Source organism: Stenotrophomonas sp. Steno-C18 (assembly GCF_056393195.1).
In genome coordinates this window covers 19,033-46,009 of record NZ_JBWJOX010000013.1, presented here as the reverse complement: position 1 = coordinate 46,009, position 26,977 = coordinate 19,033, and the positions used below count along the sequence as shown (strand labels likewise).

The following is a 26,977-nucleotide window of genomic DNA, read 5'->3' as shown; positions in this document are numbered from 1 at the left end:
CCCTCAACGGGCCAGCCTGGCCGGCGATGCCTTCCTGCGCCTCAGTACAACGACGCCTGCACGGTCACGCCCAGCCAGCGCGGAATGCCCGGCTTGTACGAGTTCCAGGTCAGCGGCACGCCGGTGTCCTGGTCGAACAGGTTCTTGGCGACCAGACTGATCGCGAAGCGGCCATCCTGGCGGCCCAGGCCGATCGAGAAATCGGTGGTCCCCAGTGGATCGGTCTTGGCGTAGCGCGACAGCAGCGTGTCGGTGTAGTAGCTGCTCTGGTAGTTGTAGTTGAGGTTGGACTGCAATGCCCACACCTGCCCCAGCGGGTACGAGAAGTCGGCGAACAGGTTGCCGCTGACCTTCGGCGCACCCGGCAGGGTCTTGCCGCTGGCGTCGTAGTATGGGCCGGCCGGATTGCCACCGCCCAGTTCGGCCGGGTTCGGCGCGCGCGGGAACTTGCGGTAGGTCGCATCCGTGTACGCACCGGAGAAGCGCAGCGTGGTGTACGGGATGCCGAAGTAGGCCACGTCCAGCTCCAGGCCGCGGGTGCGCACCTTGGGCACGTTGCCGAGCGCGGCCACGTAGGCCGGCTTGCCGTCGTTGTTCAGCGCGGTCTGCACCTCGTCGTAGACGAAGGTGTTCTGGATGTAGTCGTTGATGTCCTGCAGGAACACGGTGCCGGCCAGCGAGAGCTTGTCATCGAGCAGCAGCGACTTGAAGCCCAGCTCCCAGGCCTGCGTGGACTCGGCCTTGGCCGGCACCGACTTCCCGCCCAACGCGGTGGCGCCGACGATCTGGGTGATGCCCGGCTTCTCGCCGTAGCGGTACGAGCCATACACGGTCAATGCGTCGTTGATGCGGTAGTTCGCACCGAGCACGCCGCTGAACAGCGTCTCCTGGTACTCCGGCGCGGCAACCTCAAGATACGAGCTGCCGATGCGGCCGGCGCGGATCGCCTTGGCCGCGGCCACCTGCTGGCGTTGCCTGGCGCTCAGAGCACCGTAGGTGGCCACGCCGAAGTACTTCTGTGCGACCAGGTCGGCCAGTGCCAGCTGCGCCGCGTTGTTGCCCGCGGCGAGGTTGCCGGATGCATCGTTGGCGAAGCCGTTGTAGACGACGTTGTTGACCTTGGCCGGGTTCAGCTCCCCGGCAAAGCCGTCGGCCAGGATCGCGCTGCCGGCGCGGGTGTTGCGGGTCTCGCGGCTGACACGCAGGCCCGCATTGACGCTGAAGTCGTCGGTGACCTCCCACTTGAGGTTGGAGTACGCCGCCAGCGTCTTGTTGTCGTAACGTTCCTTGCGCTGGGTGACCAACCCATAGGTGGAATTGAACAGCAGCAACCGGCCGGCGGCATCCACCGCATTGGGCAGTGCCGGATTGATCGGATCGAGCAACGCGTACTGCGCGGCGTTGGCGTAGTACGCCCCGGCATCGGTGCCGTAGCGCTCGGTCTGGCTGTAGTTGGGGAACTTGCCGTGGAAATAGAAACCGCCGGCACGCAGGCTCAGGCCGTCGCTCAACTGGCTGTCCAGGCGCAGCTCCTGGCTGAGCTGCTCGAAGCTGGTCTGGGTGCCGCGCGGGGCACGCAACCACTCGAAGCCGGTATGCGAGCCCGCGCCCTGCGAGAAGTCGTAGTCGCGCCAGCCGGTGATCGAGGTCAACGTGGTCGTGTCGCTGAGCTTGTAGGCGACGTTGGCGGTGACACCGGCGGTCTTGTAGGTATTCGGGTACTCGCCGATGGTGTTGACGTGCGGGCGGTAGTAGTCGTCGATGGTGTAGTTCGGGTTCTGCGCAAACCAGCGCCGCTGCAGCTTGCCGAACACATCCTCGGCGTAGTTCACCTGCCCCGGCTGGCCGGTGACCGGATTGGTCCAGTCGTAGGTGGCTGGCGTCTTGGTGTTGAACCAGAAGCAGTTCTCGCAGATCTCGCGGCCCTTCGGGGTGACATCCACCGACAGGTTCGCTTCAAGGCGATCGTTCGGCGTGAACAGCAGCTGCGCACGCACGTTGGTGCGGTCGGTATTGCGCCAGCTGTAGTGCGTGTCGTTGGCATTGTCGAACGGACCATCGGCCGCCTCGCGGTTCACGCTCAGGCGGTAGGCCAGCTTCTGGTCGATGATGGCACCACCCACCACCGCGGTGGCGATGGTGGTGTTGCGTTCGCCCAGCGTGATCGCCGCGCGCGCTTCCGGGGTGAAGCTCGGTTTGCGGGTGGTGATCTCCACACGCCCCACGTTAGCCGCGCGACCGCCTTCGGTACCGTTGGGCCCACGCACCACCTGCACCGACTCGATGTCCAGGTAGTTGCTCAACGCGGAGATCGCATTGATGCCGTGACCCACACCGTCCACGCTGACGCCGACGCTGGGCTCCAGCACGCCGGCACCGGCGGCCCAACCCACGCCGCGCACGAAGATCGAGGCGGTGTTCGGGTTCTGCCACGAGGTGCGCACGTTGCCGATGCGATTGACGATGTCGCGGAAGTTGTTGACGTGGAACTTCTCCAGCTCCTCGCCGGTAACCGCCGAGATCGACGCGGCCTGCTGCTTGATCTGCTCGCTCTTGACGATCACCGCATCCAGCAGCGCTGCATCCCCGACGTCCGATGCTGGTATCGGCTCGACCGATGCCTGCGCCGCGGTACTCGGTGGCGCCGCGGTGCCGGCTTCCGGCGGGAGGCCGGCCGCCTGGCGCAGGCGCGCGATCTCGGCCTTCAACTGCGCGTTCTCACGCTGCAGCTGTTCGGCCGATTGCGCATGGGCCTGCGACGGCGACAGCACACCGGCCAGCGCAGCGACGATCACGCAGGCAAGCACGGAGCGTGCAGGCAGATGACGGCTGTGCCCCGCGATAACGGGACTGATGGTCTTGCGATGACGCTCGTGCTGGGACTGCATCCGTACACTTCCTCTGATCGGGCTGAGCGACGGATGCTAGGAACTCGTTCACACGCTGAATAATGACCGCATCGCATGAGATCCTGCGCTCGGCGGTATCAGCCAGCAGGAGATGCCGGCGGTAATAACAGCATCGCCATCGGCTATTTCCGCGTATTCATCGCAACGTGGAAAGTCGTCAGTCTTCCGGCCATCCGGCCCGCTGCGGAGTCCTGCCTGTCATGTCCATCGCACGTCCGTTGTTGCTTGCCCTCACTGCCTCCGTACTGTCCACGGCCTTGCTGCTGCCACCGGCATCGGCGGCGCCGTCGAGCACGCCATTGCGCGACTACCTGGTCGAGAAGAAGGCCGCCATCCAGGCGCAATCGGCGCAGGACGGCGTACCGACCGCCATCCATGCCAAGGTCACCGCCGAAAGCCGCTCGGGCGTGCGCCGCCTGCGCATCGGGCCGACCGGCACCTTCCAGTACCTGAGCGACAGTGGTCGCGACTATGCCGGCTACAACCTGGGCGCGGGTTCGTGGGATTCGCTGGTGGGCGTGCTGTCCAGCGCCATCGCCGACGAGTACCTGGTGCAGGCTGCGGCGGCGAACATCCCGATCGATGGGCTGGACGTGGTGTTCACCAGCATCCCCAAGCGCAAGAGCGCTAACCTGAGCTACCCGAACAACCTTTCCTACGTGGCCTACATCGACTCGCCGGCCACCGATGCGCAGCTGCAGGCGCTCAAGCGCAGCGTCCACGAGCAATCCTCGGCGATCAACCTGGTGACGCAGGCGCAACCGATCAGGCGCATCGAAGTGGAGTACATCCAGACCCCAGCCACGCGTGACCCGGGCCTGCCGCCGGGCCTGCGCGACTTCATCACCCAGGAGAAGCGCCCGGCCGTGCTGGCCAAGCAGCGCGAAGCCGCGTCGGGCACGCCGGCCAACCCCGAAACGCTGGTCGCGCGCGCCCACGTCGAGCCGCACACCGGCCTGCGCCAGGTGTTCATCGGCAAGGACGGCTACCACCTGCAACTGCACGACAGCGCACCGGGCCTGCTCGGCTATGGGCTTGCACCGACCGCCGAGGAACACCTGATCGGCGTCACCACCACCTGCCCCACGCATATCTTTGAAGTGCAGGCCGGTGCGCGCAACGTGCTGCTGGATTCGCTGGAGGTCACCGCCGACGCCGAGCTCAGCCCGCGCTTCGGCACGAACGTGAGCGGCCCGGCGCGCTTCCACGACATCCGCTACACCGCGCGGATCGAGTCGCCGGCGTCGGAACAGGAGATCCTGGCACTGCGCGACACGGTAGAGGAAACCTGCCCGCTGTACAACCTGGTCAAGGATGAGCAGACGCTGGAAGGCAGCATCGTCCACGGCGCCTACAAGGGCGGCTGAGGCGGTACTGCAGGAGCATCGCGATGCAATGCGAACGGCGGCGCAAGCCGCCGTTTTCTTTGGGTCGGATGCCGGAAACGAAAACGCCCCCCTCCCGCACGCGGGAGAGGGGCGCATCCACCACCGGGCTCAGCCCAGCGGTTCGTCCGACAGGTAGGTGTAGCCGGTCAGGCCCGCTTCCAGCGCAGCGTCCAGCTCGGCAGCACGCTCGGCCGGCAGGTTGGCCGCGGCCACGCGCTGCTTGTAGGCCGCGCGCAGGTCGTCGAGCTTGTAGCCCACGTAGTCCAGCATCACGTCGGTGGTGTCCCCGCGACGCTGCTGGGTGATCGAGTAACCATCGGCGTCGGCCACCACTTCCACCGCGTCGGTGTCGCCGAACAGGTTGTGGATGTCGCCGAGGATTTCCTGGTAGGCACCGACCAGGAAGAAGCCGATGCGGTAGCTCTCGCCGTGGCGCACCGCGTGCAGCGGCAGCGAGCTGTCCAGGCTCTCGTTCTCGACGTAGGTCTTGACCATGCCGTCGGAGTCGCAGGTCATGTCGGCGATCACGCCGCGGCGGTCCGGTCGCTCGTTCAGGCGTTCGATCGGCACGATCGGGAACACCTGGTCGATGGCCCAGGCATCGGGGATCGACTCGAACACGCTGAAGTTGACGAAATACTTGTCGACCAGGCGCTCGTTCAACTCATCCAGCGCCGGGCGGTGGCTCTTCTCGTCGTAGCTCAGGCGCGCGCGTACGCCGTGGGCGATCGCGTAGAACAGGTCGTCGATGCGCGCCCGCTGCGGCAGGTCGATCTGGCCCAACGCATAGGCGCTCAGGCCTTCGGCGTGGAAGTGCTGGGCCTCCTGGAACAGCTCCACCGCCGGGCGCTGGTCCAGCTCGTCGTGGATCTCGCGCAGGTGGCGGACCGCGGCCGGCTCATCGTCGTGCGCCTCGGGGATGCGGCCTTCGGCGGCCTGCTCCACTTCAGACACGTTGGCGATCAGCACCGCGTGGTGGGCGGTCATCGCGCGGCCGCACTCGGTGATGATGCGCGGTGGGGTCAGTGCATGCTCCTCGCAGGCCTCGGCCAGCGGCTGCACGATGTTGCTGGCGTAGGCGTTCAGGCCGTAGTTGATCGAGCAGTAGCTGCGCGAGCGGGTGCCTTCGTAGTCGATGCCCAGGCCACCGCCGACGTCGACGTGGCTGATCTTCGCGCCCAGGCGCGAGAGCTCGACGAAGTAGCGGGTGGCCTCGCGCATGCCGTTGGCGATGTCGCGCACGTTGCTGATCTGGCTGCCCATGTGGAAGTGCAGCAGGTTCAGGCAATCGGCGTACTCGGTGTCACGCAGCGACTTCCACAGGTCCAGCAGCTGCCGCGGCGACAGCCCGAACTTGGCCTTGTCACCGCCGCTGTTCTGCCACTTGCCGGCGCCCAGCGAGGCCAGGCGCATGCGCACGCCCAGGCCCGGCTTCACGTCCAGTGCCTTGGACTCCTCCAGCACCAGCTTCAGCTCGGAGGGCTTCTCGATGACGATGTAGGTCTGCAGGCCGAGCTTGCGGCCGATCAGCGCCAGGCGGATGTATTCACGATCCTTGTAGCCGTTGCAGACGATCAGCCCGCCCGGCCGGCTCAGCGCCAGCACCGCCATCAGTTCCGGCTTGGAGCCGGCTTCCAGGCCGAAGCCCTCGCCGTGGTGGCTGGCCAGGGTGCCGGCCACGCCACGGTGCTGGTTGACCTTGATCGGGTACACCGCGGTATAGCCGCCAGCGTAGTCCCAGTCCGCCTGGGCCTGGGCGAAGGCCGCCTGCAGCTTGCCCAGGCGCTCGCCCAGGATGTCCGGGAAGCGCACCAGCAGCGGCAACTTGGCGCCTGCGGCACGGGCCGAATCGACGATCTGCGGCAGGGAAACGGTGACGCCCGCGCTACCGGCGGGGCGGACCACGACATGCCCTGCGGCATCGACGTCAAAATAACCATCGGACCAGTGCGGGATCGAATAGGTCTTGCGGGCCTGTTCGAGGGACCAATCGCTCATCGGCGTAGCAACTCTCGGCTGTGGATAAATAAGGACGCGCATTCTAACGCCAGCGGGGCACCGGTCCGTTACAATCCGCGCCCGCGCCTTTGCTCCCCTCCCCCTCCGGGGGAGGGGTTGGGGGTGAGGGTACGGCCAAGTCCCAGATTCAGCAGGTTTCACCCGTACCCTCATCCGGCGCTCCGCGCCACCTTCTCCCGGGGGAGAAGGAACAGCCCACTCCTCCTAGGGATATTGCAATGACCTCCAACGAAAACTGGTTCATCGAACACTTCCAGCCGACCGGCTCGGCCATTGGTTTCCGCATCACCGGCAAGCTGGACGAAGTGCAGTCGCCGTTCCAGAAGATCGAGATCTACGACAGCACCGACTGGGGCAAGTTGATGGTCATCGACGGCGCCATGATGCTGACCACCAAGGACAACTTCTTCTACCACGAGATGATCAGCCATCCGGTGCTGTTCACCCACCCGGCGCCCAAGCGCGTGGTGATCATCGGCGGCGGCGACTGCGGCACCCTGCGCGAGGTGCTCAAGCACCCGGGCGTGGAGAGCGCCACCCAGTGCGACATCGACGAGCAGGTCACCCGCATGGCCGAGAAGTACTTCCCGGAACTGTGCGAATCCAACGGTGACGCGCGCGCCGAGCTGCTGTTCGACGACGGCGTGGCCTACATGGCCAACTGCGCCCCGGGCAGCGTGGACGTGGTGATCGTGGACTCCACCGACCCGGTCGGCCCGGCCGAAGGCCTGTTCAACAAGGCGTTCTTCGAAAGCTGCTTCCGCGCCCTGAAGGACGACGGCCTGCTGGTGCAGCAGAGCGAGTCGCCGCTGGCGCTGCTGGACCTGATCAAGGACATGCGCGCGGAAATGGGCAAGGCCGGCTTCCAGTCGTTCAAGACCCTGCCGTTCCCGCAGCCGTGCTACCCGACCGGCTGGTGGTCGGTGACCGTGGCCAGCAAGCAGGCCGGCTTCGGCTTCGGCTTCCGTGAGGCCGATGCGGCCGCCAAGCCGTTCGACACGCTGTACTACACCGCCCCGCTGCATACCGGCGTGATGGTCAGCCCGCCGTTCGTGGCCAAGGCACTGGGCGAGTAAGCCACCCAGGCCCGCCGTGGTGACCCAACCCCGCGCCCGCAAGGCGCGGGGTTTTTCGTTTGTGGCGATGGCGAGCGCAAAGGCCCGGCAGTGTTGCAAGCCAACCAGCGCAACGATCCTTTCCGTCACACGGTTCCTACATTTTTTTTACATTCAGCAATTCGTGGACTGTTCAGTTTTATAATTCGGCCACTCAACACGAATCACCCCGAAGACCGGCAGTTCACGACGCTTTCCGCGCCCACGCCGCGTCAGGAAGGTCTGCCATGAATTCCCTGCCCGCCTTTGACGGTGAACATGCCGTCGTCCCCACCCCCAACCTGCTCAAGCGCGGCGAACGCCTGCTCGAGCCCGACGTCTACCGCACCGAGCTCGATGGCCGGCCGGCCGTGGTCAAGGACTACCGCCGCTACCGTGGCACGCCGCTGGCGCCGGTCGCGCGCCTGCTGGTCCGCCGCGAGGCCCGGGTACTGGAACGCCTGAAAGGCTGGAAACATGCGCCGGCGCTGCTGGGCACCCTGGGCGGCCTGGCGCTGGGCATGGAGTTCATCCCCGGCGATACCCTCAGCGCCGGCGTGCAGGGCGTCACCCAGGAAGTCTTCGACCAGCTGCAGAACGCGCTCGGCCGCCTGCATGCCGCCGGCATCACCCACAACGACCTGCATGGCACCAACGTGGTGGTCAGCGCCGGCGTGCCGGTGCTGCTGGATTTCACCTCGGCGTGGCGCTCGCCGCGCTGGTTGCGCAACGGGCCGATCAGCCGCCAGCTGCGCCGCAGCGACATGAAGAACCTGGTGAAGATGCGCCAGCGCCTGACCGGCCAACGGCCAAGCGCCGAACAGGTGGCCCTGCTGGCCGAGCCGGGCTGGGTGCAGGCCATTCGCGGTACGTGGAAGCGCCTGTACCGGCGGATCAAGGGCCAGGAGTGACCACGCGGGGCGTGCAGGCCTGGCGTGATGGGGCCTGATGCGTTGGTTCCGGGCGGAAACGGGAGCCGGAGCCCCCTCCCCGGCGATGCGCTGCCGGGATGGCGTCCCGGCCTGCGCGGCGGCTCAGAGTGCGTCGGCGTCCACTTCGCCGGTGCGGATGCGCACCACGCTGCCCAGGTCGTAGACGAACACCTTGCCGTCGCCTATCTTGCCGGTACCGGCGGCCTTGACGATGGCTTCGACCACTTCGTCGGCCTGGGCATCGGTGACCGCCACCTCGATCTTCACCTTGGGCAGGAAGTCGACCACGTACTCGGCACCGCGATAGAGCTCGGTGTGGCCCTTCTGCCGGCCAAACCCCTTCACCTCGGTGACGGTGATGCCGGCCACGCCACGCTCGGCCAGCGCTTCACGCACATCGTCCAGTTTGAACGGCTTGACGATGGCCATGATCATCTTCATCGGTCGCTTCCCTCGGGTTATCTGTCCGAAGGATACCCTCTACGCCGGTGCGCTTGGCCACCCCGGCCAAGGTGCCGGCATGGGCATTACGGACTATCCTTACCGCCTGTCATAACGGACCCCGATACGCCGCACGCCGCCGACCCACTAGGCTCGGCCAATTCGTGCGGAGACCCACCATGATCGACCTGAACCACATCGACGAACTCGCCCGTCGCCTGAGCGACCTGGTACCGCCGGGCCTGCGTCAATCGCGCGAGGAGCTGCAGGCTACCTTCAAGAGCGCCCTGCAGGCCGGCCTGGGCAAACTGGACCTGGTGACCCGCGAGGAGTTCGAGGTGCAGCGCGCCGTGCTGCTGCGCACCCGCGAGAAGCTCGAGGCGCTGGAACAGGCCGTCTCCGCATTGGAAAGCCGCACCGACACCCCGTCCGCCTGAGCCGGGCCCGATGAGCCTGGCGCTGGTGCACAGCCGCGCCCGCGCGGGTGTGCACGCGCCCCCGGTACGGGTGGAGGTCCATCTGTCCGGTGGCCTGCCTTCGACCCAGATCGTCGGCCTGCCCGAGGCCGCCGTGCGCGAATCGCGTGACCGCGTGCGCGCCGCCCTGCTCTGCGCGCAGTTCGAGTATCCCGCGCGGCGCATCACCATCAACCTGGCACCGGCCGACCTGCCCAAGGACGGCGGCCGCTTCGACCTGCCGATCGCCCTGGGCATCCTCGCCGCCAGCGGCCAGATCGACCGCAACGCGCTGGCCGGACATGAGTTCATCGGCGAGTTGGCGCTGACCGGCGAGCTGCGCGCGGTCGACGGCGCGTTGCCCGCGGCCATTGCCGCCGCGCAGGCGCAGCGCACGCTGGTGGTCGCCGAAGGCAATGCCGCCGAAGCGGGGCTGGCGCGGCATGCGCAGGTGAAGGTGGCCCGCACCCTGCTGGAGGTCTGCGCCGGCGTGAGCGGCGCCAAGGCGTTGCCGGAGGCAAGCGTGCCGATGGCCACGCCTTCGCCACAGCCGGACCTGGCCGATGTGCGCGGCCAGCAGCAGGCGCGACGTGCCCTGGAGATCGCCGCCGCCGGCAGCCACCACCTGCTGATGCTGGGTTCGCCAGGCTGCGGCAAGACGCTGCTGGCCTCACGCCTGCCCGGCATCCTGCCCGATGCCAGCGAAGCCGAGGCCCTGGAGACCGCGGCGGTCGCTTCGTTGAGCGGGCGTGGCTTCGATCCGGCGCACTGGCGCCAGCGCCCGTTTCGAGCCCCGCACCACACCGCCAGCGCGGTGGCGCTGGTCGGTGGTGGGTCGCACCCGCGCCCGGGCGAGATCTCGCTCGCGCACAACGGCGTCCTGTTCCTGGACGAACGGGCCGTTTAATCTTTTGGTGCTACATTGTCATGCACGGTATGACATTGTTTTTGCGAGTATTTCTTCTATTCTGTGAGGAAATCAGCACATGCCAATTGTCACAATTCCAAGGTGCCATTTTGGCTATCCGCTCTCCAGGATCCCTGAGTCCTTCGTTGCAAGGCTGAGGACGGATCGAAGGTCGCTCGCGCATCAACAGGCCTCGCTTATCAGACTGCAGGCTTATCTGGAGCTAACTAATCAAACACTGTTCCAAGCGCACGACGGCGCCATCAAGGACGTTCTAGGCGGATATGTAGCTTCCTACTACACAAACCTGTTTACAGAAGCGAATACGAAGGATTTGCCTTGGAACAAGTTCCGAAACTTTCACGTGGCGCTGCCTGAAGCGCTGAAGCCCTACGTTCCATCCACATTGAATCAGTCCTCCTGGGACTTGAGCTTCCGTAAGCGCGTACATCAACTTAATGCACAGGAGTTTGACCCCCTCTCCATCGAATTCTGGCAAGGCTGGATCATCGAGAATGCCGCCGGAGAGCGCTGTGCCCTGAGGCTATGGCGTTTTTGGAGCCACTTCGGGCCGGAACGTACGCGCGAACTACTAGCCGCATCTCGAACATGGTTCTCAAAGAGCCGTATCTCGAGTATCTCTCCAATTCTCAGCCAATTATCTGACTTCCTTGCAGATCGATGCGCACTGGACTTCAGCGACTCCATCAGCATCGGCAACGCGCTAAGCGAGTTCATGCCTGCGTATTTTCGATCAGGGCATCACGAAGGCAAGAAGATCGACACTCTGTCTGCCGAATGGAGGAGATTTGCTGATCTATTGAATAACCACCTCCTAGGTAATAAATGGGCTTCGCCAATCCCAGCTATTCCTATTCCAGCGACACGAAAGGCTGACTGCTCGGTAGCTAAAGTTAGGACAACCGCCGCCGGTCACGCGGTTAAGGTTTCGCTAATCACTCCCGTTCCACTCCACGTGACCGACAGTGAAGCCAAGGAGATCTTGTTTCGTGACATCAGACGTGAAGTTGATGCGCTAATGGCTTGGGCACGATTTGAAGTTGATGAGGCCCGGCGTCGCCTACAGCTCCGCACAACTATTGCTCCATTAGGGATCGCCACCAGGATGGGAGCCACCGGAGCCAATCCTGGGGTCACCTATCGCCTAAGCAGGGACTGCACGGAGCATTTGGCTCACGCGGCCGCGACATTTGAGCTCAAGCAATTCCAGCACCTAGCCTCTGAGTACCCCGCGAATCGCTTCTATCCGGAACCTTTGGCTCAGACCACATGGGAGCTCGGCCTGCCAACTCCTCAGCTATTGCTAGCCCATGCTGCGATTCTTGTCCGCGAGCACCCAAAGATAACTCCTGCGTTCCTATCTGAGCTCGAACTCTTCGATTCGCATGGCCACGAAGTTGGACTGACGAAAATGGATGCCGGTTGGTACTTACGAGGAGTAAAGCGTCGGCGTGGCGCAGCCTTAGCCCAACAAGAAGTTCTGCTGACCGCAGAGACGCTCCAGATTGTTCGAGACATTGTGGAGCTAACTACCCCACTTCGAAACTGGTTGCGAACACAGAACCATCAGCACTGGCGAAGGCTGTTCTTGTCTATTTCCAGCATGGGCGCTACGCCCTCGCACTGGAATGCAGACTCCGAAGCCCATCGCAACAAAGAGTGGATGTCGAATAGGTTTCGTGAGTTCGCTTCAAGTAGCCGGGGCGACGATAATAACGATCTGCTTTGGCTGAGAGATCCAGTAGTAAGCCTGGACTTGGCAACTCGATTTAGTTTGCGGCGACTGCGCGCCTCCTCAGGCGTTCTAGTGTATCTAGAGACAGGAAGCGTTGAGACGATGGCGGAGGCTCTCGGACACGCAAAGTGGAGACCCTCTCTGCTTGATCGCTATTTGCCACGCCCGATTCAAGAATTCTTTGTTGAACGGTGGATTCGACTATTCCAGAGCGGGATTCTTTGCGAAGCACTACGCGAGTCACCCTTTCTATTGGAAGCTACCGAGTTCGACTCCATGGACGAACTTGACGAGTTCTTGGAGCACCATGCGCTCAAGCGAGTCCCGGCACACCTCGAATCGCCCGACATGCTGCCAGCCCGTGAACTGCCTGAGCGGAGGTCGGTCGTGTTTGGCATTCATGCCGGCGTTCTCACGATCCTCATGAGCCTTGAGGCTGCGGTGAAGACATCCCCCCGGCGCGCCTGCGGGCGCGCAATTAGGTGGGCCCGGATATCCGAACGGTTGATCCCACACCTGGAGTCACAGAACGAGCAACCTGAATTCCATTCGATGGTAGCGATGGCAAGGCGCCACATCGATCCAAGCCGCGTGGAGGCCCTGATTTATGCATAACGACACGGGTACTAGCTCGTCAATAGAGCTGGAAGACCTCATAAGGCCGTTTCTGCGCACGCAAGGTCGTCGATACGAATCCGCCCGTTGGCTGAAAAGCCCCTTCGATTCGCACACCTGGACGATTGAAAGCCTGACCAAGTTCGAAATCGATTGGCGCGTTCGACTTCCAAACGGAGCACTGCTTACCTCGCCGAGATACCGATCATTACTTGAATCCCTCAAATGCTGGCTAGTTGCTCGCACGCACGTAGACACAACAGGCGGACGAATACTTGCACTTGGCACTGAGCGAAACATGCTCATGTGGACCATTCACTGCATCGACTACCTATTGCTTCGTGCCGATAGCTTGGGCCTACAAGAGCATGGCTTGACTGGGCTCTCGGAGAACGATCTTAAAGCTCTGGTTTCAACTATCGGGACACACAGAAGCGCGATTGTCTCAATCTACCAGTGGCCCGAACGCCTTAGCGCATATCTGCGGGCTCAGATCTCCGCCCTGCCCCCTGACGCCCAGAACATAGGACGGGAACTTCATCATGACTTTGACAGTCCGGTTCCTACGCCAGAAGATTTTCTCACATCACTTGACGCAAAAGAGGTCGTCAAAGCCCGCGCGTGGCTGGCAATTGAAAGGAAATACAAGCAAGGAAAGAACGGGTTTCGGTTGTCACCCAGGAACGACCAATTTGCCAGAGAAATCTACGCGGGCACGCTCTTTGGACGTTCACTAGTCCTGCCTGTGCCTGTCGAACTCTGCCTCGGTCCGGAGTATCGCCGTGTGACTGAACGTCCCCGAGCCAGAGTCACCAGTCTGCCTGATATCCGCGTGGGAGAGCGGGCCCTCAAAAGTTACGTCGGCTCAATAGCGCCATTGGCGTTGGTTCGATCTGAGGGAATGGACGCTCCCCATTTTCAGATCGATGAGCTGAGACGATTCATTAGCTCAATCGACACGAAGGCTATGGGGCGCTACCGCACCGTTCCGCAAGAGGTGGTCTTTCGATCGCTACGTGCTGCCATCGAGTTCGCACTGGAATATGGTGATCCACTCATTGATAGCTACCTGGCCCTCGCAGCAGCGGCCTCACAGTCCAATCAGTCAATTGCGTCCTTTGCTGAGAATAGGTCAATTCAGCCCTTCCTTTCTGAGTCGTGCATTCGCCTGGGCGTACGCAGATGGGGCATCGATCCTAGTCAGATGGGCGGACCCGGTGCAGACCCGCCATTGACTGCGGAACAGTGGTATCGCGAGTTGCGCGAGAACGTGGGACTCTATGAGGCCCTGCGAGTTCTCTACGGTGCCGTCCAGGTTACGGTTGGCCTTCTGACCGCGCGGCGTGTAGGTGAGCTAATTGACTTGGTTGCAGGCGAGTCTTTGGACGATTCAGGGACGCGGATTGTCTTTCGGAACAGAAAGTCTGGAATCGGCGACCTTAGGGAGAAGGAGGCTCGGCCAATACCGGCAGTCGGCGCTCGTCTCATAAGGCTGCTCGAAAAGCTACAGCGTGGGCTGATACGCATCGGCACCATTCCCGCTTACACGAACCTTTTCTCGCCGCCCAGAAAGTTCGGAGGCAATGATCTAGCGCAAGTGCTCAAGCAATCCTACTGCGAGGCAATGGACCTGTTCTGCGATTGGATTGAAATGCAGTTAGATGCCGATGGAAAGCGGTACTACTTGCGACAGCACCAATTGCGACGATTTTTCGCCATGCTCTTCTTCTGGGGAGGAGGTTTCGGCGGAATGGATACCTTGCGTTGGTTTCTCGGCCACACGGACGCCCAGCATCTTTGGCACTACATAACCGAAGCCACTCCTGGGGCGACAATACGCGGGGTGGCCGCCGAATGGGTCGCCTATGGAGTGACGCACGGGACCAAAGAGGCAGAACTTCTTAGCGACGAGCTAAATCAGCACTTTGGCACCAGCGACTTCACTGTCCTTGAGGAGGAAGCGCTGGTGACGTATCTGGAGGATCTAATCGAGGAAGGACGCCTGATTGTTGAGCCGCAGTTTCTCGACAGAGAGCGAGACTACCGAATCTGCGTACTCCTGCGCCCAAAGGCTTCTCTATGACCATTACCACAAAAGTCCGCGCTGCCAGACGACAGGTCGACCTAGTGAGCGTCAAAGCATTAGGCGAGCTATTACGAAGCGCAGCTTCATCGCCAGCTACGCATCTAAAGAATGAAAGTTTTCTTGCCGCTCTAAGATCACAGGGTGCGCTTGCAAAGTACTCTGACGACACACTATCAATCCGCGGGATGAGTCTAAACCACCAGCGACTCATTGCGGAGTCTGCCTTGGGCGGCTATGAGGAACTAGACCAACTGCGCAGGGCTGCTCTGAAATCAGTCTTGAATTGCGCCGCAAGATCAGCTCGCGCCAACAAGAGCACCAAAGTTGGTCTATCGGCTCGCGTGAAAGAACTCGAAGCTGAACTCTCTCTATTCAAGCAGGACATGGCAGTTCTGCAGCGGGCTTACGACTTGCGGTGCGTGCAGGCGCGGAACTACGCGTCCACGGCAACCGCAAGTGTGCAAGCGCTGTGCGCTAAAGAACAGAGGGAACTGGATGCGACCTTTTCTTTATGTCGTAGATCGACCCCATCTTCCAATGTGGTGAGCTTGGAGGCTTCGCGTGATCGCGCAAGAGACAATGCATAGTCGTCAGCTTTTCTCGTTGACTCCTCGAACCTGTCGGCTTCCTAGCTATCTCGGACATGACGGCCGCCTGCACACTCAACCTGCAGACAATGTCCCGATGATGATCTGGCCAGACGGCGGATGGTGTTCGCCCGCAAACTCATATATGAGGGAACTTTTTGAAAGGGGTTTATCCCGGCGAAACAGAGGTGGAACGTTAGCTGTCGCCGCGTCTCATCTCAGTCATTTGATTCGGTTTTGTTGGTGGCGGAACACGGACTTTTCCGATCTGACGGACAACCAGTTCAGTGAATTTGTTGCCGAGCTTTGCAAAGAGACAAAACTTCGTGATCCGAGCAGCAAGCGCCGCGATGCAAATAGCGTTATCGCGATCGGACGCACGTGTCTTTCTTTCCTGGATTCCTTCGCGCGTCAATCCGCGGATCCTGGCTTGATCGGTCCTGAAGGTCGTATACGAGCCTGCTTGCGCAAGCACGAACAGAAGATTCCCGGTGGTCGTGGCAGCAGATCCACTAAGACCGTTTCCAACTGGCACCACGCGTCCTTGCCAAGCCCTGATCCAAAGAAGAAGCGTGCCCCGATAAGCTCGGCTCATATTGAGGATCTCAGAAAGGCTGTCTCAAAATGTGGCGGAGCGCCTCACCTTCGTGCGCGGCGGCACGTAACAATCAAGCTCCTGGAGGTTACGGGTGCCAGACGAGGCGAGATTGCGCTGATCACCACGACCAGTGTTCTGAATGCTGCCGCCATGGATCATCCGATGCTCCACATACCGACCCTAAAGAAGCGGGGCGATAGATTGGAGTATCGATATGTTCCTGTTAGCCGTGCTGATCTGAAGTTCATTCTTCAGTATGTCGAGGTCCATCGGCGCGCAATTGTTCGCCGCCGACTGAGCAAGGGTGGGGACCATGGCTTTCTCTTGGTGAGCGAGACAACCGGCCGGGCATTTCAACCCAATTCCGTGACTCAGGATGTCCGCCTTCTGGCTGTAGCGGCAGGCATAGCGCAGAAAGCATGCCCGCATATGTTCAGGCACCGATTCATTACCAAGCTTTTTGTTGCGCTTATCGAGCATCACTCGATAGAGAATCCGGACCAATTCAGAAAGGCGCTACTCGATGGCGAGTCGCTGAGGAGGAAGGTCGCGGAGTGGACGGGACATACCAGTCTGGACTCCCTCGAACGCTACATACAGTTAGCGTTCGATGAAGTTGCCAACTTTAGAGCGACTTACGACATCACGCGCATCCAAATGGCGTTAGATTCCTTTACAGGTATTCTGGACGCAGAACTTGACGCAATTCACGCGCAGGAGCAGCCGCTTCTTATCATTGGCCGTCTTAAAGACTACGTCGAGCAGCTGAAGTGCGATGTCTCTGCAGCCCGGATGCCTTCCGCGATCTCTTGCTGAGGTTCCACACGTACCGATGGAACTGATCAGCAGATCAGGAGATTCCTGACCGATCGCGCCGACTTCGCTGCGGCGCACAGCCTCACCCTACGCCAGGCCGCCCGTCTGCAGGCGGCACCTGGTGGCCCGGCAGGACGGCGGCCGACACGGCTCCAATGTTGTCGCGGCATGTCGGCATTGCAATGAGTGTCGGCATAAGCATCGCCCACACGCGGCACCGGATCCCAAGCGATACCGCCACCCCACCGCCTTTGGCAATCTGTTCCCGCTCCTGGCAGCACGCCTGCGCACCGGCGACGGACGCCGCTCACGCAAGGAAGATGGGCGCGGCCTTTAGCAAGCCGTAAAGCTGGGCCGGGGGCAACCCTTTTCACGGACAGGGGAAGCGGACTTGGAGCACTCGCCTAAGCGGAAAGGTTAACGCGAAGCCCATTGCCAGTGCGCGCCCGCAACTGATCGCGGATGCTCGCCTCCAAGGTACTGCGCGACCACCCGCCGGCAAGGGCCTGTTGCGCGTACCACGCTCGGGCTTCCTGAGTGCGCAGCTTGGTCAGCAGGATGACGATATGGAACCAGGGGAATTGGGCAGCAGGCTGCTGCCCAAATGCCTGCTGGGGACAATGCTCGGCGAAATACCGCATGTATTTCAGGTTGCGCGCCGAAAAACCCCTCATCTCTGGGAACGCCCGCGCAAGTCGCCGCCCAACCGGTCGAGCACTTTGTCGCCCCATTGTGCGGACTGCTGACGCTGCAACAGCTCTTGTCCGATCTGCCAATACAACGGACCATCTCGGCATTGGCGGCCAGCACGGCACGCTGGCGTGCGACCGCTACCTGGCGCTTCAAGCTGGCCAGCCAGTCGCCATAGCCGGTAAGCGGCCGCGCCGTACATGACGTTTGTTTGGCGGGTTTTCTGCTCATGCGGATAGCGTAACGCGCTCAACTTCGAGTGAAAGATCGCAGTATTCTCGGCAACCTGCTCATAACCCCAACTGCTGGTTAACTGATTTCGTTGCAACTGGTAAGTTCGACCGCACTAGGAGCTCGTTGACGACGACCACCATTACATCGTCCTGTCCGCCCAGGGCCCGCACGTCTGGGTCTGCCGCGTATCCGTCCTTCAGAGCACTGCTAAGACCGACCACCACAGTACCGTGTTTCGATTTCAGCAGGATCGGAGCTACGTACTTGACGCCTGCGACCATCAGTTCGACGTTCCGTTCGCACACAAGCTCCTTGTCGCCATGAAGTCTGGCAAGATCCTTGAACAACAGGTCGGCCGACTTCTCTAGGCGCTCCGCTTCGACCTCCGGCACGATACCGGTTAGCAGGTAGTCGATGAGCTCAATGCCCACATGACGATCGAGTGAGCGATGTTCGATGCGATTCCCGAAGGCTCGCAAGCAGCGATAGCAAGAAGAATCGCACTTGGCCGGACAACCGACCAATATTTTTCGGGCCTCCGCTAGGAGTTCTTCAGCCCTCTCCGGAATGGCGCTCGAGAAGCCGGCGCCACCCGGAAGCGTGTCGTAGAGGAAAATTTCCGCACATAGCGCAGAGTTTGCGTCTGCCGACATGGCAGGTCGGTATTCGGCGAGGATCTCTCCAGGCTCAATGCCCAGCAAATCCGTCGCCGCCCTGGCCAAAGCCTCGCTCACCGTACGCAGGGCAATACTGCTCGCGTAGGTACCCGGCTTGAGGTTCATGGGTGCATCGACACGTATAGAGAACAGGGCGATGTCCGTGACGAATCTGGCGCCAAGCACGATGCTAAGTTGGGTGTTGCGAGTCGAACACGCCTCCTTCCCTGGCTCAGTTGGATAGGGGCGCTGATGCCCACCTGAAGCGGTAAGCACGGAGTTTGGCTCAGTCATCGCCTCGGTGCGGCCGCAGCCAACGCAATAGCGATACCCCTTCCCCTTGGGTCCGACGTTGGAGACTAATAGATGAGTGCGCTGAGGCAATCCTGCGAACCTCGCGTTGGCGATCACCCACTTCTTGTCTTTGCCAGGAGTCTTCGTCGTCAGTTTGGCGCGAGTCGCATAGCTGACTTCCGGCACCCGATCCGGTGAGGTTTCTTCAGGGACATCCACCGGGTGCGCGAATCCCACCGGTCGCATCCAAGGACCCTTGAACTCGAAGGTGTCATCGCTTCCGCACGCGGGGCAATTACTCGGGCCGCTTGGGTTCTCGTCGCTCTTGCGGGTCTCGGCAAAGCGACACACCGAGCATTCGTAATACAGCTCCCGGTTGTCCCAAGCGGCACGCCTTTCCTCGCCCGAACGTGAATAGATGGCGCCAGAAACGTAGCATTTTCCACCCACCCATACCTGTTTGCCCGGCGCATACTGCGACAGCGCCACCGGCAGGCCCTGGGATGGCGAGTACGCATCCTTATGCCGGAACTTGGTCGACTTCTCCCGATCGAAAATGTGGAAAGTCGCGACATCTGTCGGGAATGCGTACCGCGGTAAAACACCTTCGTAAAGGAGGCGATCGAGCAGCTTGTCGCCATCCAGTCGCGGTGGCTTCTCTTCTTCGACGTCCGGATCGTCTTCGGTGTCTTTCACTAACGAGTATGGGCCTGTCGTGGAGACTGGCTTTGTCGACTCAGGCTTTGAGTCGCCAGCGATTGCATCGTCGATTGCCGCCAGACAATCCGCCACCATCTCGTCGGTTAGCGTCTTGATGCCGGTGCCGGTTAGCTGTTCCGGCAACCATTTGGCGGCGCGATCCTTGAGCTTGGCTTCATTGGCAAACAACCACTTCTCAAAGTCATCTCGATTGAGCACACCAGCGCCGCTCCTGAAGCTGCCCACCTTGCCTAGGACTGAGAAAAGATCCGGTGACTGGGAGGGATCGAACTCTGGAAGACGGTCTTGGTGGTAGCACTGCAACAGAAAAGCTCGCAAATGACGACGTGCAATGTCCTGGTTGTCCAGCGTCAAAATGGGATCGATGACATCCCCAGAAATCATCTCATCTGGGTGCGAGAAATAGTGCTCATCGTGACTGTCCACACTCCCAAAGGCCACGACAGTGGCTACGGCATTGCCACGACGTCCCGCACGACCGGCGCGCTGCTGGTAGTTTGCACGGCCCGGCGGCATGTTGCGAAGGGCAACGCCCGATAGCGCACCAATATCGATACCTACCTCCATGGTCGTGGTACTCGATAGGATGTCTATGGCGACCGGCGAATCGTTCTGTTCCTTCCAAGCAATGTTGATGTCCTGGAACAGCAGTTCGTTCCTCTCCGCCTTGGAGAACGCGTCTTCCTGGTCTGAGGAATTGAGTTGCGCGGTATGCTCAGCAGCAATCAAGGCCAAGGGCACAACCGGCTCATCTTTCAGTACTGCCTGAGTGGCGCGACGGTAGTAGCCTTTGCGAGCGACGAATGCTTCGTCCTGTCCGGGGTCGATTGCCGCAATCGTTTCCTTGCCACAGTCAACGCACTTCGGATAATTCTCCATTGGGCGATGGACCGACGCGCAGTTCGAGCAACGGACCCACTCTCCGCCCATGTCGAGATAGAGCCTCTGCGCGTGCAAGCGATACGTTGAGTTCATGGACTCGGTGAATGCATCCAGCAACGCCGGCACCCAATGTTGAGCAAAGATGGCTTTGTTGCCTTTGTCTTGCAGAACTTTGTCGATGAACCTGAACTTCCCGGAATGACCGTAGACTTGGCGCTGCCACAGGTCATCATCCATACCTCCAAACCAGATGTGCTTCTTCTGCCAACACCGCAGCCAGAGTCCCAACAGCGAGAGCTTGGCGCCCTCGGTCACAGCAAATCCAGGAAGGTCTGGCAGCTTGCTTAGGAGCTCTGCCTTTTTTCTTGGCATCACAGTCAACGAACCCAGAGCTAGGGCTTCAAGGCCGATGTAGCGGTCCTCGAGCACGCCGACCAACTCATCGAGCATTGAAATGGGGGCCTTGCGATCATGGTAGTCCTCGTACAAATCCCCCAAGAGATCCTCGTCGATCGAGCCGCCGCCGTTAATCTTGCTACCCATCTTCGCGTAGGCGTCGAAAGACTCGCCGGACTTCAGCTCAGGCCGAAGCCTGACCGAAAGGCAGCGGGCAGCCAGCAAGGTCGCAAAATACGAGTCCTGAAGGCTAATTCGCTTTGCAAGCGCCGGCGACTGCTGAAGGCGCCGCGTACCCCAGATCAGCAGTGGCCTCAATGCATCGCGCATCGAGTACGTCTGCAAGTTAGGGGCCAATCGCGCTGCGACCTGGCGTGAGTCAGAGAACGCCAGGACCTTGCGGCCCCGCAGTGGCGCAAAGTTGTCGTCCGTCTTGGGTCCCGGTGGCTGAATTTGAATCTGTCGCGCAACGAGCGCTTGAAAGGGTTGGTCGCCCTTGGTCATGTGGTCCTGAACCGAAGATTTGCCACCGCCCGCTTTATTGCGGCAAATGCCACAAGGGATGAACTGTCCCTTAGAGCCATTCTCGCCTTCATCATCGTCGGCAAGGTCCTTGGCATCCAACGGCCTGAGGTAGACGCGACGGGATCGCGCACCTGCGTCGAACCCATTCAGTCGACCGGTCTCAACATCGTAGTCGGCAGAAACAGTGGTCCCTTCGTCGATGGGCTCTTGAAGCAGAAGGTCCAGCGCCTCCAATTGCCCCGCTTCGCCGTCTTCCAACTCGATGTTGGCACCTGGCTCTGGCCATAGCGAGGTCGGCTCTTCGACGTTATCCGTGTAGGCGCGCGCGTAAGGGGCGCCGCAGTGTCGGCAGGTGTAGAACTCAAGGCAGGTTGCCCCGCATTTGCATTGCTTGATCGGCTGGCTATAGAGCTTGCCGCAATAAGAGTTCTTCTCCTGCGGACTTACCTCAGTGCAGTCCGGATCTGTGCAGGCCCAGATACCCGGCAGGCCACGGAAGAAGCTATGCACACGGCAAGGTAATAGACCGGTATCGTCGGCTGCACGAGCGCGACTGCCCAACGTCAACAGATTTGAGAATGCCCGGGCTGCCAGGTCAGGCTCGACACCCTGGAATATCATCCCGGGCAAGGATGCCAAGGGTTTTGCTGCCCCCATGGTTTCATTGACGACGAGCTGAAGAGGGCCGAACTTCTCTAGCGCGGCATATAGATCCTGATCGACGTTCCCCGAGGCTGCAACGCTCCGGTAGCTCAAGAACTCGGCAACCAGTTCGCCCTGCTCCTCGGGCGATTCGGCTTGCTGCAACGCTGCGACATCGACGCCGGCTAGCGCCAATGCATCGGCCGAGGTTCCTGCGCCGGCCGGTTCTCCTTTCTTGTGTTTGCCCGTCACTGGCACGAACGTATCTGCCGAGCACCCGCTCAGTTGCGCGCCGAATTCCCGGGCATAAGAGGCGCTTTTGAAGCTCGCTGTCGCGCAGATCGCCTGGATACGGTCGGATGAAACACCAAGCCGGTCGGTCAGACGCCGAATCAGCAATCCCACTTCGGCACCGCCCGCGCCGCGATAGAGATGGGCCTCATCCAGAATGATCAGGAACTTTTCTTCCGGGTTCGCTTCCAGCCAAACCTTCGTCTCGTCGAAGATTGAGCGCTCGATCGGGCGCATCAACATGTACTCGAGCATCGAGTAGTTGGTCACCAGCAGATCTGGCGGCATCTGCTGTACTTCATGCCGCGTAATCAGCTCACTGTCATCGGGGAGGGTAACCGCACGCACGAATTGGTCCGTACCGCGCTTTTGCCACGGCGACCCCGGTTTGCCTAACCACTGCGCCACACTTGGTTTTGCCGGCCACTTGCCTTTTGCATGCAGTTGCTGCCAGAGATTCTTTGCGCGTTGTGCATCGGCTCCGCTTCCCGCGGCCTCACGCTCGATGGTGACGTAGAACTCATCGAGAGACTTCAGCCTGGAGTCGTCCTTCTTCTTGTCGCGTATGCCCGCATACGGGGTCCGGCTGGTGTACCGCGCAAACTGGGGAATGCGATCGGCCCAGTCCTTGAACGCTGCTGTTACGCGGGCATCGCTAAACATTGAGCGAAGTCGGCCCAACTGGTCGTTCACTAAGGCGTTCATTGGATAGAGCAGCAGCGCACGCACGGCCCGGTTTCCAAAGGACTGCGGCTTCGTACTGGCTTCAATGGCCAGCTTGGCCAAGAGCGGCATCAAGAACGACTCGGTCTTGCCCGAGCCGGTGCCGGTCATGATCAGGAGGTTCTTACCCTCCACAATCGATTTTTCAATCGCATCTGCCTGGTGTTTGTAAGGCGGGTCATGGAGCAGCGCCTGATGGCCATTGCCCTTTTTTGCGAGAGATTCGAGAAGCGAAATTGCCGCCGGGGCCAGTCCAGTAATTTCCTTGAAGGTACGGTCGGAGATATATCTTGGCGTGGACTCAAGAAAAGGAATCTGATGGATATTCCCGGGCTCGTTCATCAGACGCTGGCGCGCTTTGACCAGGGTGGGATTGCCTATGTGATACGTCGCTTCGATGTATTCCGACAGCGCCGTGTGCAGCTCCGATACTGAATCTTGAATTGTGGAAGCCATTATTCCCCCTCATTGACTTGCTTGAACCACATGTAAGACTGCAACAGATCATCGATGCCATGATCGGCCTGTCGTTCTAGTTCGTATGCGAACAGCGTGCCCTTGGTGGCCACTTTTTCGCCATGAATCCTGAGTTGCCGTTCCGCCCAGAGAGGCAACGGCGAGAAGAACTCATAGCTTGCGACACCACCGTCTTGGTAAGCGATACGGTAGCTTTGTGGATTGCCCGACACCGTGTCGAGTGCGCTCTGAATTCTCCACCCATGGTCGCACCCCCGAAACTTGCCGCCACGCCATGGCAGATCGAGGAAACGAATCGGGCGCCCCTCCTGCAACTCGACGAACACCCAAAGATCTGACCCGAAGGCCTGCGGGCGGCGCCCCACAAAGTGTCCTGACTTTCCGTCTGGGGCCGTCCAGCGCGAAGCATAGTTGTGGGAACTGTTCGCAGACCCCACGACTTTCAGTCCTGCGAGCTGTCCTTGCCCGCCAGACTCCTCAAGGCGTCGGACGGCTGCATCCAAGAACTTCCTTGCCGTCTGCGCTTGAGGAAGCCTTGTCCAGGCAGCTCTAGAAACTTCGTAATACCCTGCATCGAGCAGTTGCTCGCGCGTCGCATCCATGTCGTCATTTGGCAGGACACGTAGCTCACGTCGATATTGCACCTGCTCTCGAAGGGACGCCGGCAGCGTGGCTTGGTCTTCAGCGTCGATACCAAGTAGCAGGATCGACTCTTCTAAGGCAAGGAAGGCGGGCGGAGCGCAGTACAACCAGTCATCGGCGGCCACGGAGGGCAGTGTCGATGTCCCGCCCAACTCCAGCAGGTCTCCGGTCACGATCAGACGGTCAAGCACATCGCGCACGAGCACTTTCATTTCTGCCGGATCTCCAAGTCCGGCGAAGGCCTCTAAGGCTGTACCCACAATCGTGTCCCGCGGACAGGGTGAACTGGACGCCGCGATCCGGCGCAAGATCGCCGCGATCAGGGTGATAGAAAAGCCTCGCTCGGAGGATGCTGCGTCCTGAAGCCCCAATTGCCTTGCCATGGCGCTAAGCAGGTCTGATTGGGACAACGCCTTCAACTCCAGTCCCATACCTTTCCCTCCTGCAGTATTTGCAGGTACCGGATGCCTCGGACAAGATCCCCTTGAGCAGCCAGCTCGCCTACCTCTTTGGTGAGGTCAGAGGATTGCGCGGCGAATCCCGCCGGATCAGTGAAGTAGCGAAGTGCCATCTCCACAGTGCGTTTATCACTACATACACCAAAGGCGCTCGCGATCGGCAGCAACCACGCCACTACCTCGGCCGGCGACTTGTTAACAACCTCCTGATGCGAGATGCGCAACTTTGCGGCAAAACTGCGATGTGCGGGAATGGCGGTGGTCCTATCGCCTAGATCCGCAATGGCCTCATTGTTGCGAGTTGAATTCTCGAAGCTGGCCTCAGCTTGTGACCACGCGGCACCGCATACCAGTCGAGTCAGGGCATCTCCCATCGAGCGAAGCATCTTCTTCTGACGTACCGACCCCAATGGACCGACAACGCGGGCTTTGGACCACATTTTCAGCAGTTGTACGTCATCTTTCAGGCCACTGGCGGTTGAGGCGAACCCGTCCAGCTTCGTATCAAATCCCTTGAGGCTGGCAAGGCCGCTCAGGCGCTGCTGCGTTGGCAGGCTTACCAGCACTGCATCCATTCGCCCCTTACCCGTAACGACATAGAGACCGCCAGGCGGCTGGACCTCAATGCCATCCAGACAACTCTCGTAATTGAGCAACTCCGGGACACTGGGCGCGTCCAATGGAGCCATCTGGCAGATGGCATGCTCGCCTAGGCCTGCCTCGTCGATTAGCCGCAGGCAGATGGACTGCTTCGACCGTTTCGGCAGCCAACGTACGGCCCGGCTGACGCGCTCTAGGGGGAGCACAAACGATCCGATTTCTTCAGCGTCCACAATCAACTGGCTCGTTGAACTAACGCCGAGTAGTTCCTGGGCCTCACTCTTCAGCTTCGCGTATACGTCACTGAGGGTCACGGGAAGATCGAACCTGCCGACCCCCACGTCGATGTCTTCGGATCCAGGCATCTCCAGCCTGACTTTGACCTCCCGGGCACGCGGACCAAACAGGTCCAGCGTCAAACGGCCCTGCTCCAGATCCTCCAGTGTCGCGTCGACCGGCGATGGGATCGCCATCAAACCGCCACGTTGATTGAAGGTCTCTTCCATGCCCAGCGGGTCACGCACTTCCAACAGCACTTGGCCACATGTTCCACTTCGGACCGCCTGACCCTTTGCACTGGCCTTCACTTCTACGGTCAGCGTGTGCTGGCCAGATGGCAAGTTCGGCAGTTGCAGCCAGGACGGGCCTTTGACTCCATTTCGCAGGATGGCCAGCCGTGCGATGCCGTTTAGTACGACTTCCACGGCATCCACATCGTGATCCACTTCGATGCCAAAGCAAGGCTTATCGGTGGTCAGCCATTCGCTGTGACCGTCGCCATCCCAAGAAATTGCGGGAACTCCCGCTGGCCACACCCTGACATTCGTCGCGAGCCGTAGACCCAAAGTACTCAGGACGTGGCGGGTGTCGGCGGGTACGTGCCCCGGCAGGCCAAGCCTGACGCCCACCATTCCTGCGCAATTAACATCAATCGGCTTAAGCATTGAGCTGCGCGGAAAAGAATACCCGGCGCTGGCCAAGATGATGTATTCGTTCCCTGCACGAACCAGGCTCTGCCGCACTTGCCTGGCCAGTCCGTCAGCGCCGATCTTGCACACCCACATGGGCCCTTTGCACAGGATCCCATCTTGATTCAACAAGTGCTCGAGGACTGGATAGGGATCTTTGAACTTCAGCACGACCCCGTCGTTGGGCCATTGCTGCAGCATGTGCAGCTTAGTTGGCCGAGTCAGAACTTGAGCAGGTTGCCAAGTTCCAGCGCCCCCCTGCAGTTGGACTTTGGTGGCTTTCAGAAACTGTCTTACTTCCGAGATTTCGGAGGCAAGCGGCGCCAATGAAGGGATTAACACCCCCACTCGCCAGGCGTCATGCTCTTTGCTCAGGAGCAAGGTGGGCGTGAGATTGAATCGGGGCGAAGGAGGGTGTTGCGGACCCCGTGCCGCCTGCGGTTTCCTGCTGACACCCCGTATTCGACGAACATCACGGGCTTCTCGCAGAAAATCCTTGGCAGCTTGTGTGCGCTCCAGGTCGTCCGCTATGCGCTTGGTGGTGGCAGGTGAAAGAGGTGGCTCGTCCGACTCGACGCCCAGCAAGGCCAAGGCAATTCGCCCAACCAATTCTTCTTGCTCGCTGAACTCACGGAAGCGGGACGAGGTTAGCGACGAATGCGCATGAATAATTCTGCCGATGCTAATCGGATCGTTTTCAGCCGCTAGCCGATATCGATGTGTGTGCAACGACTTGGCGAAGTGGCACTGCAAGTCCTGCGGAAGAACCGCATGAGTGATAGGCCAGGCAATGATCGAAAACTGTTGGGCCCAAGTACCTGCGGGCCGAACACCGCGATACTTGAGTGCGAACTGCCGGAACCACACCCTTATCTGGCTTCGATTTCGATTGTTGTCCGCGTACTGCTTCCACGCAGGTAGGCGGTCTCCGAACGTTTGCCAGTATTCAGCGCCCGCGTAGCTATAGCCAACTTCGGTGGCGAATACGACCCAGACTAACCAATACCTGGCATCGGGCTTCCCATATCGGAGCTGCTTCGATAGCTCAGTCGTTAGCGCCTGCATATCGATCTCTACATCGTGCTCCAGCGCGAATATGCGCCGGCCCGTCGCACGCTCTCCGGACAACTGCTCAAATCGGCTTTCAAGCGTTCGTTGGAGAGTATTGAGTTGCAT

At 60.7% G+C, this 26,977-nt stretch carries 14 protein-coding genes and 1 pseudogene; 8 read left to right on the top strand and 7 right to left on the bottom strand.

The window, feature by feature from the left end:
* Nucleotides 1-41: 41 nt before the first annotated feature.
* Nucleotides 42-2,888: a TonB-dependent receptor domain-containing protein gene (locus AC06FE_RS18865; RefSeq protein ID WP_478073927.1), complete on the bottom strand. Its 2,847-nt coding sequence runs from the start codon at nucleotides 2,886-2,888 to the stop codon at nucleotides 42-44.
* A 221-nt stretch (nucleotides 2,889-3,109) separates the two neighbouring features.
* Between AC06FE_RS18865 and AC06FE_RS18860 the strand changes: the two genes are divergently transcribed.
* Entirely contained in the window at nucleotides 3,110-4,276 is a 1,167-nt protein-coding gene (locus AC06FE_RS18860) for an OsmC family protein (RefSeq protein ID WP_478073926.1), read from the top strand.
* A 129-nt stretch (nucleotides 4,277-4,405) separates the two neighbouring features.
* Here the strand turns inward: AC06FE_RS18860 and speA are convergent, their stop codons facing one another.
* Nucleotides 4,406-6,295 (bottom strand): arginine decarboxylase, encoded by a 1,890-nt coding sequence (gene speA, locus AC06FE_RS18855; RefSeq protein ID WP_478073925.1) that lies wholly within the window; start codon nucleotides 6,293-6,295, stop codon nucleotides 4,406-4,408.
* A 239-nt stretch (nucleotides 6,296-6,534) separates the two neighbouring features.
* Between speA and speE the strand changes: the two genes are divergently transcribed.
* Entirely contained in the window at nucleotides 6,535-7,392 is an 858-nt protein-coding gene (gene speE / locus AC06FE_RS18850; protein ID WP_478073924.1) for a polyamine aminopropyltransferase, read from the top strand.
* Between the two features lie 266 nt (nucleotides 7,393-7,658).
* Entirely contained in the window at nucleotides 7,659-8,321 is a 663-nt protein-coding gene (locus AC06FE_RS18845; protein WP_132862600.1) for an RIO1 family regulatory kinase/ATPase domain-containing protein, read from the top strand.
* Nucleotides 8,322-8,444: 123 nt separating this feature from the next.
* Here the strand turns inward: AC06FE_RS18845 and AC06FE_RS18840 are convergent, their stop codons facing one another.
* Nucleotides 8,445-8,783, bottom strand: coding sequence for a P-II family nitrogen regulator (locus AC06FE_RS18840; protein ID WP_057635941.1), 339 nt, complete (start codon nucleotides 8,781-8,783; stop codon nucleotides 8,445-8,447).
* A 179-nt stretch (nucleotides 8,784-8,962) separates the two neighbouring features.
* On the opposite strand from AC06FE_RS18840, the gene ubiK reads away from it, so the two are divergent.
* From ubiK to AC06FE_RS18815, 5 genes and pseudogenes are all read left to right on the top strand, one after another.
* The gene (ubiK, locus tag AC06FE_RS18835; protein ID WP_132862599.1) at nucleotides 8,963-9,220 is read left to right on the top strand and encodes a ubiquinone biosynthesis accessory factor UbiK; all 258 of its coding nucleotides are present in this window, start codon (nucleotides 8,963-8,965) and stop codon (nucleotides 9,218-9,220) included.
* A gap of 10 nt (nucleotides 9,221-9,230) precedes the next feature.
* A pseudogene (locus AC06FE_RS18830) lies at nucleotides 9,231-10,133 on the top strand (YifB family Mg chelatase-like AAA ATPase); the annotation flags it as partial.
* A gap of 91 nt (nucleotides 10,134-10,224) precedes the next feature.
* Nucleotides 10,225-12,516, top strand: coding sequence for a hypothetical protein (locus AC06FE_RS18825; protein ID WP_478073923.1), 2,292 nt, complete (start codon nucleotides 10,225-10,227; stop codon nucleotides 12,514-12,516).
* A 298-nt stretch (nucleotides 12,517-12,814) separates the two neighbouring features.
* Nucleotides 12,815-14,599 (top strand): hypothetical protein, encoded by a 1,785-nt coding sequence (locus AC06FE_RS18820; protein ID WP_478073922.1) that lies wholly within the window; start codon nucleotides 12,815-12,817, stop codon nucleotides 14,597-14,599.
* 564 nt (nucleotides 14,600-15,163) lie between these two features.
* Nucleotides 15,164-16,603: a tyrosine-type recombinase/integrase gene (locus AC06FE_RS18815; RefSeq protein WP_478073921.1), complete on the top strand. Its 1,440-nt coding sequence runs from the start codon at nucleotides 15,164-15,166 to the stop codon at nucleotides 16,601-16,603.
* Nucleotides 16,604-17,007: 404 nt separating this feature from the next.
* Here the strand turns inward: AC06FE_RS18815 and AC06FE_RS18810 are convergent, their stop codons facing one another.
* The 4 genes from AC06FE_RS18810 to AC06FE_RS18795 form a co-directional block, all read right to left on the bottom strand.
* On the bottom strand, nucleotides 17,008-17,334 hold the full coding sequence (locus AC06FE_RS18810) for a DUF1016 N-terminal domain-containing protein (RefSeq protein ID WP_478073920.1): 327 nt from the start codon (nucleotides 17,332-17,334) through the stop codon (nucleotides 17,008-17,010).
* Between the two features lie 249 nt (nucleotides 17,335-17,583).
* A complete protein-coding gene (locus AC06FE_RS18805) occupies nucleotides 17,584-23,112 on the bottom strand; it encodes a DEAD/DEAH box helicase (RefSeq protein WP_478073919.1) in 5,529 nt (1,842 codons plus the stop codon).
* Nucleotides 23,112-24,206 (bottom strand): hypothetical protein, encoded by a 1,095-nt coding sequence (locus tag AC06FE_RS18800; RefSeq protein ID WP_478073918.1) that lies wholly within the window; start codon nucleotides 24,204-24,206, stop codon nucleotides 23,112-23,114. Before AC06FE_RS18800 ends, AC06FE_RS18805 begins: the two co-directional genes overlap by 1 nt.
* On the bottom strand, nucleotides 24,191-26,977 hold the full coding sequence (locus AC06FE_RS18795) for a hypothetical protein (protein WP_478073917.1): 2,787 nt from the start codon (nucleotides 26,975-26,977) through the stop codon (nucleotides 24,191-24,193). Before AC06FE_RS18795 ends, AC06FE_RS18800 begins: the two co-directional genes overlap by 16 nt.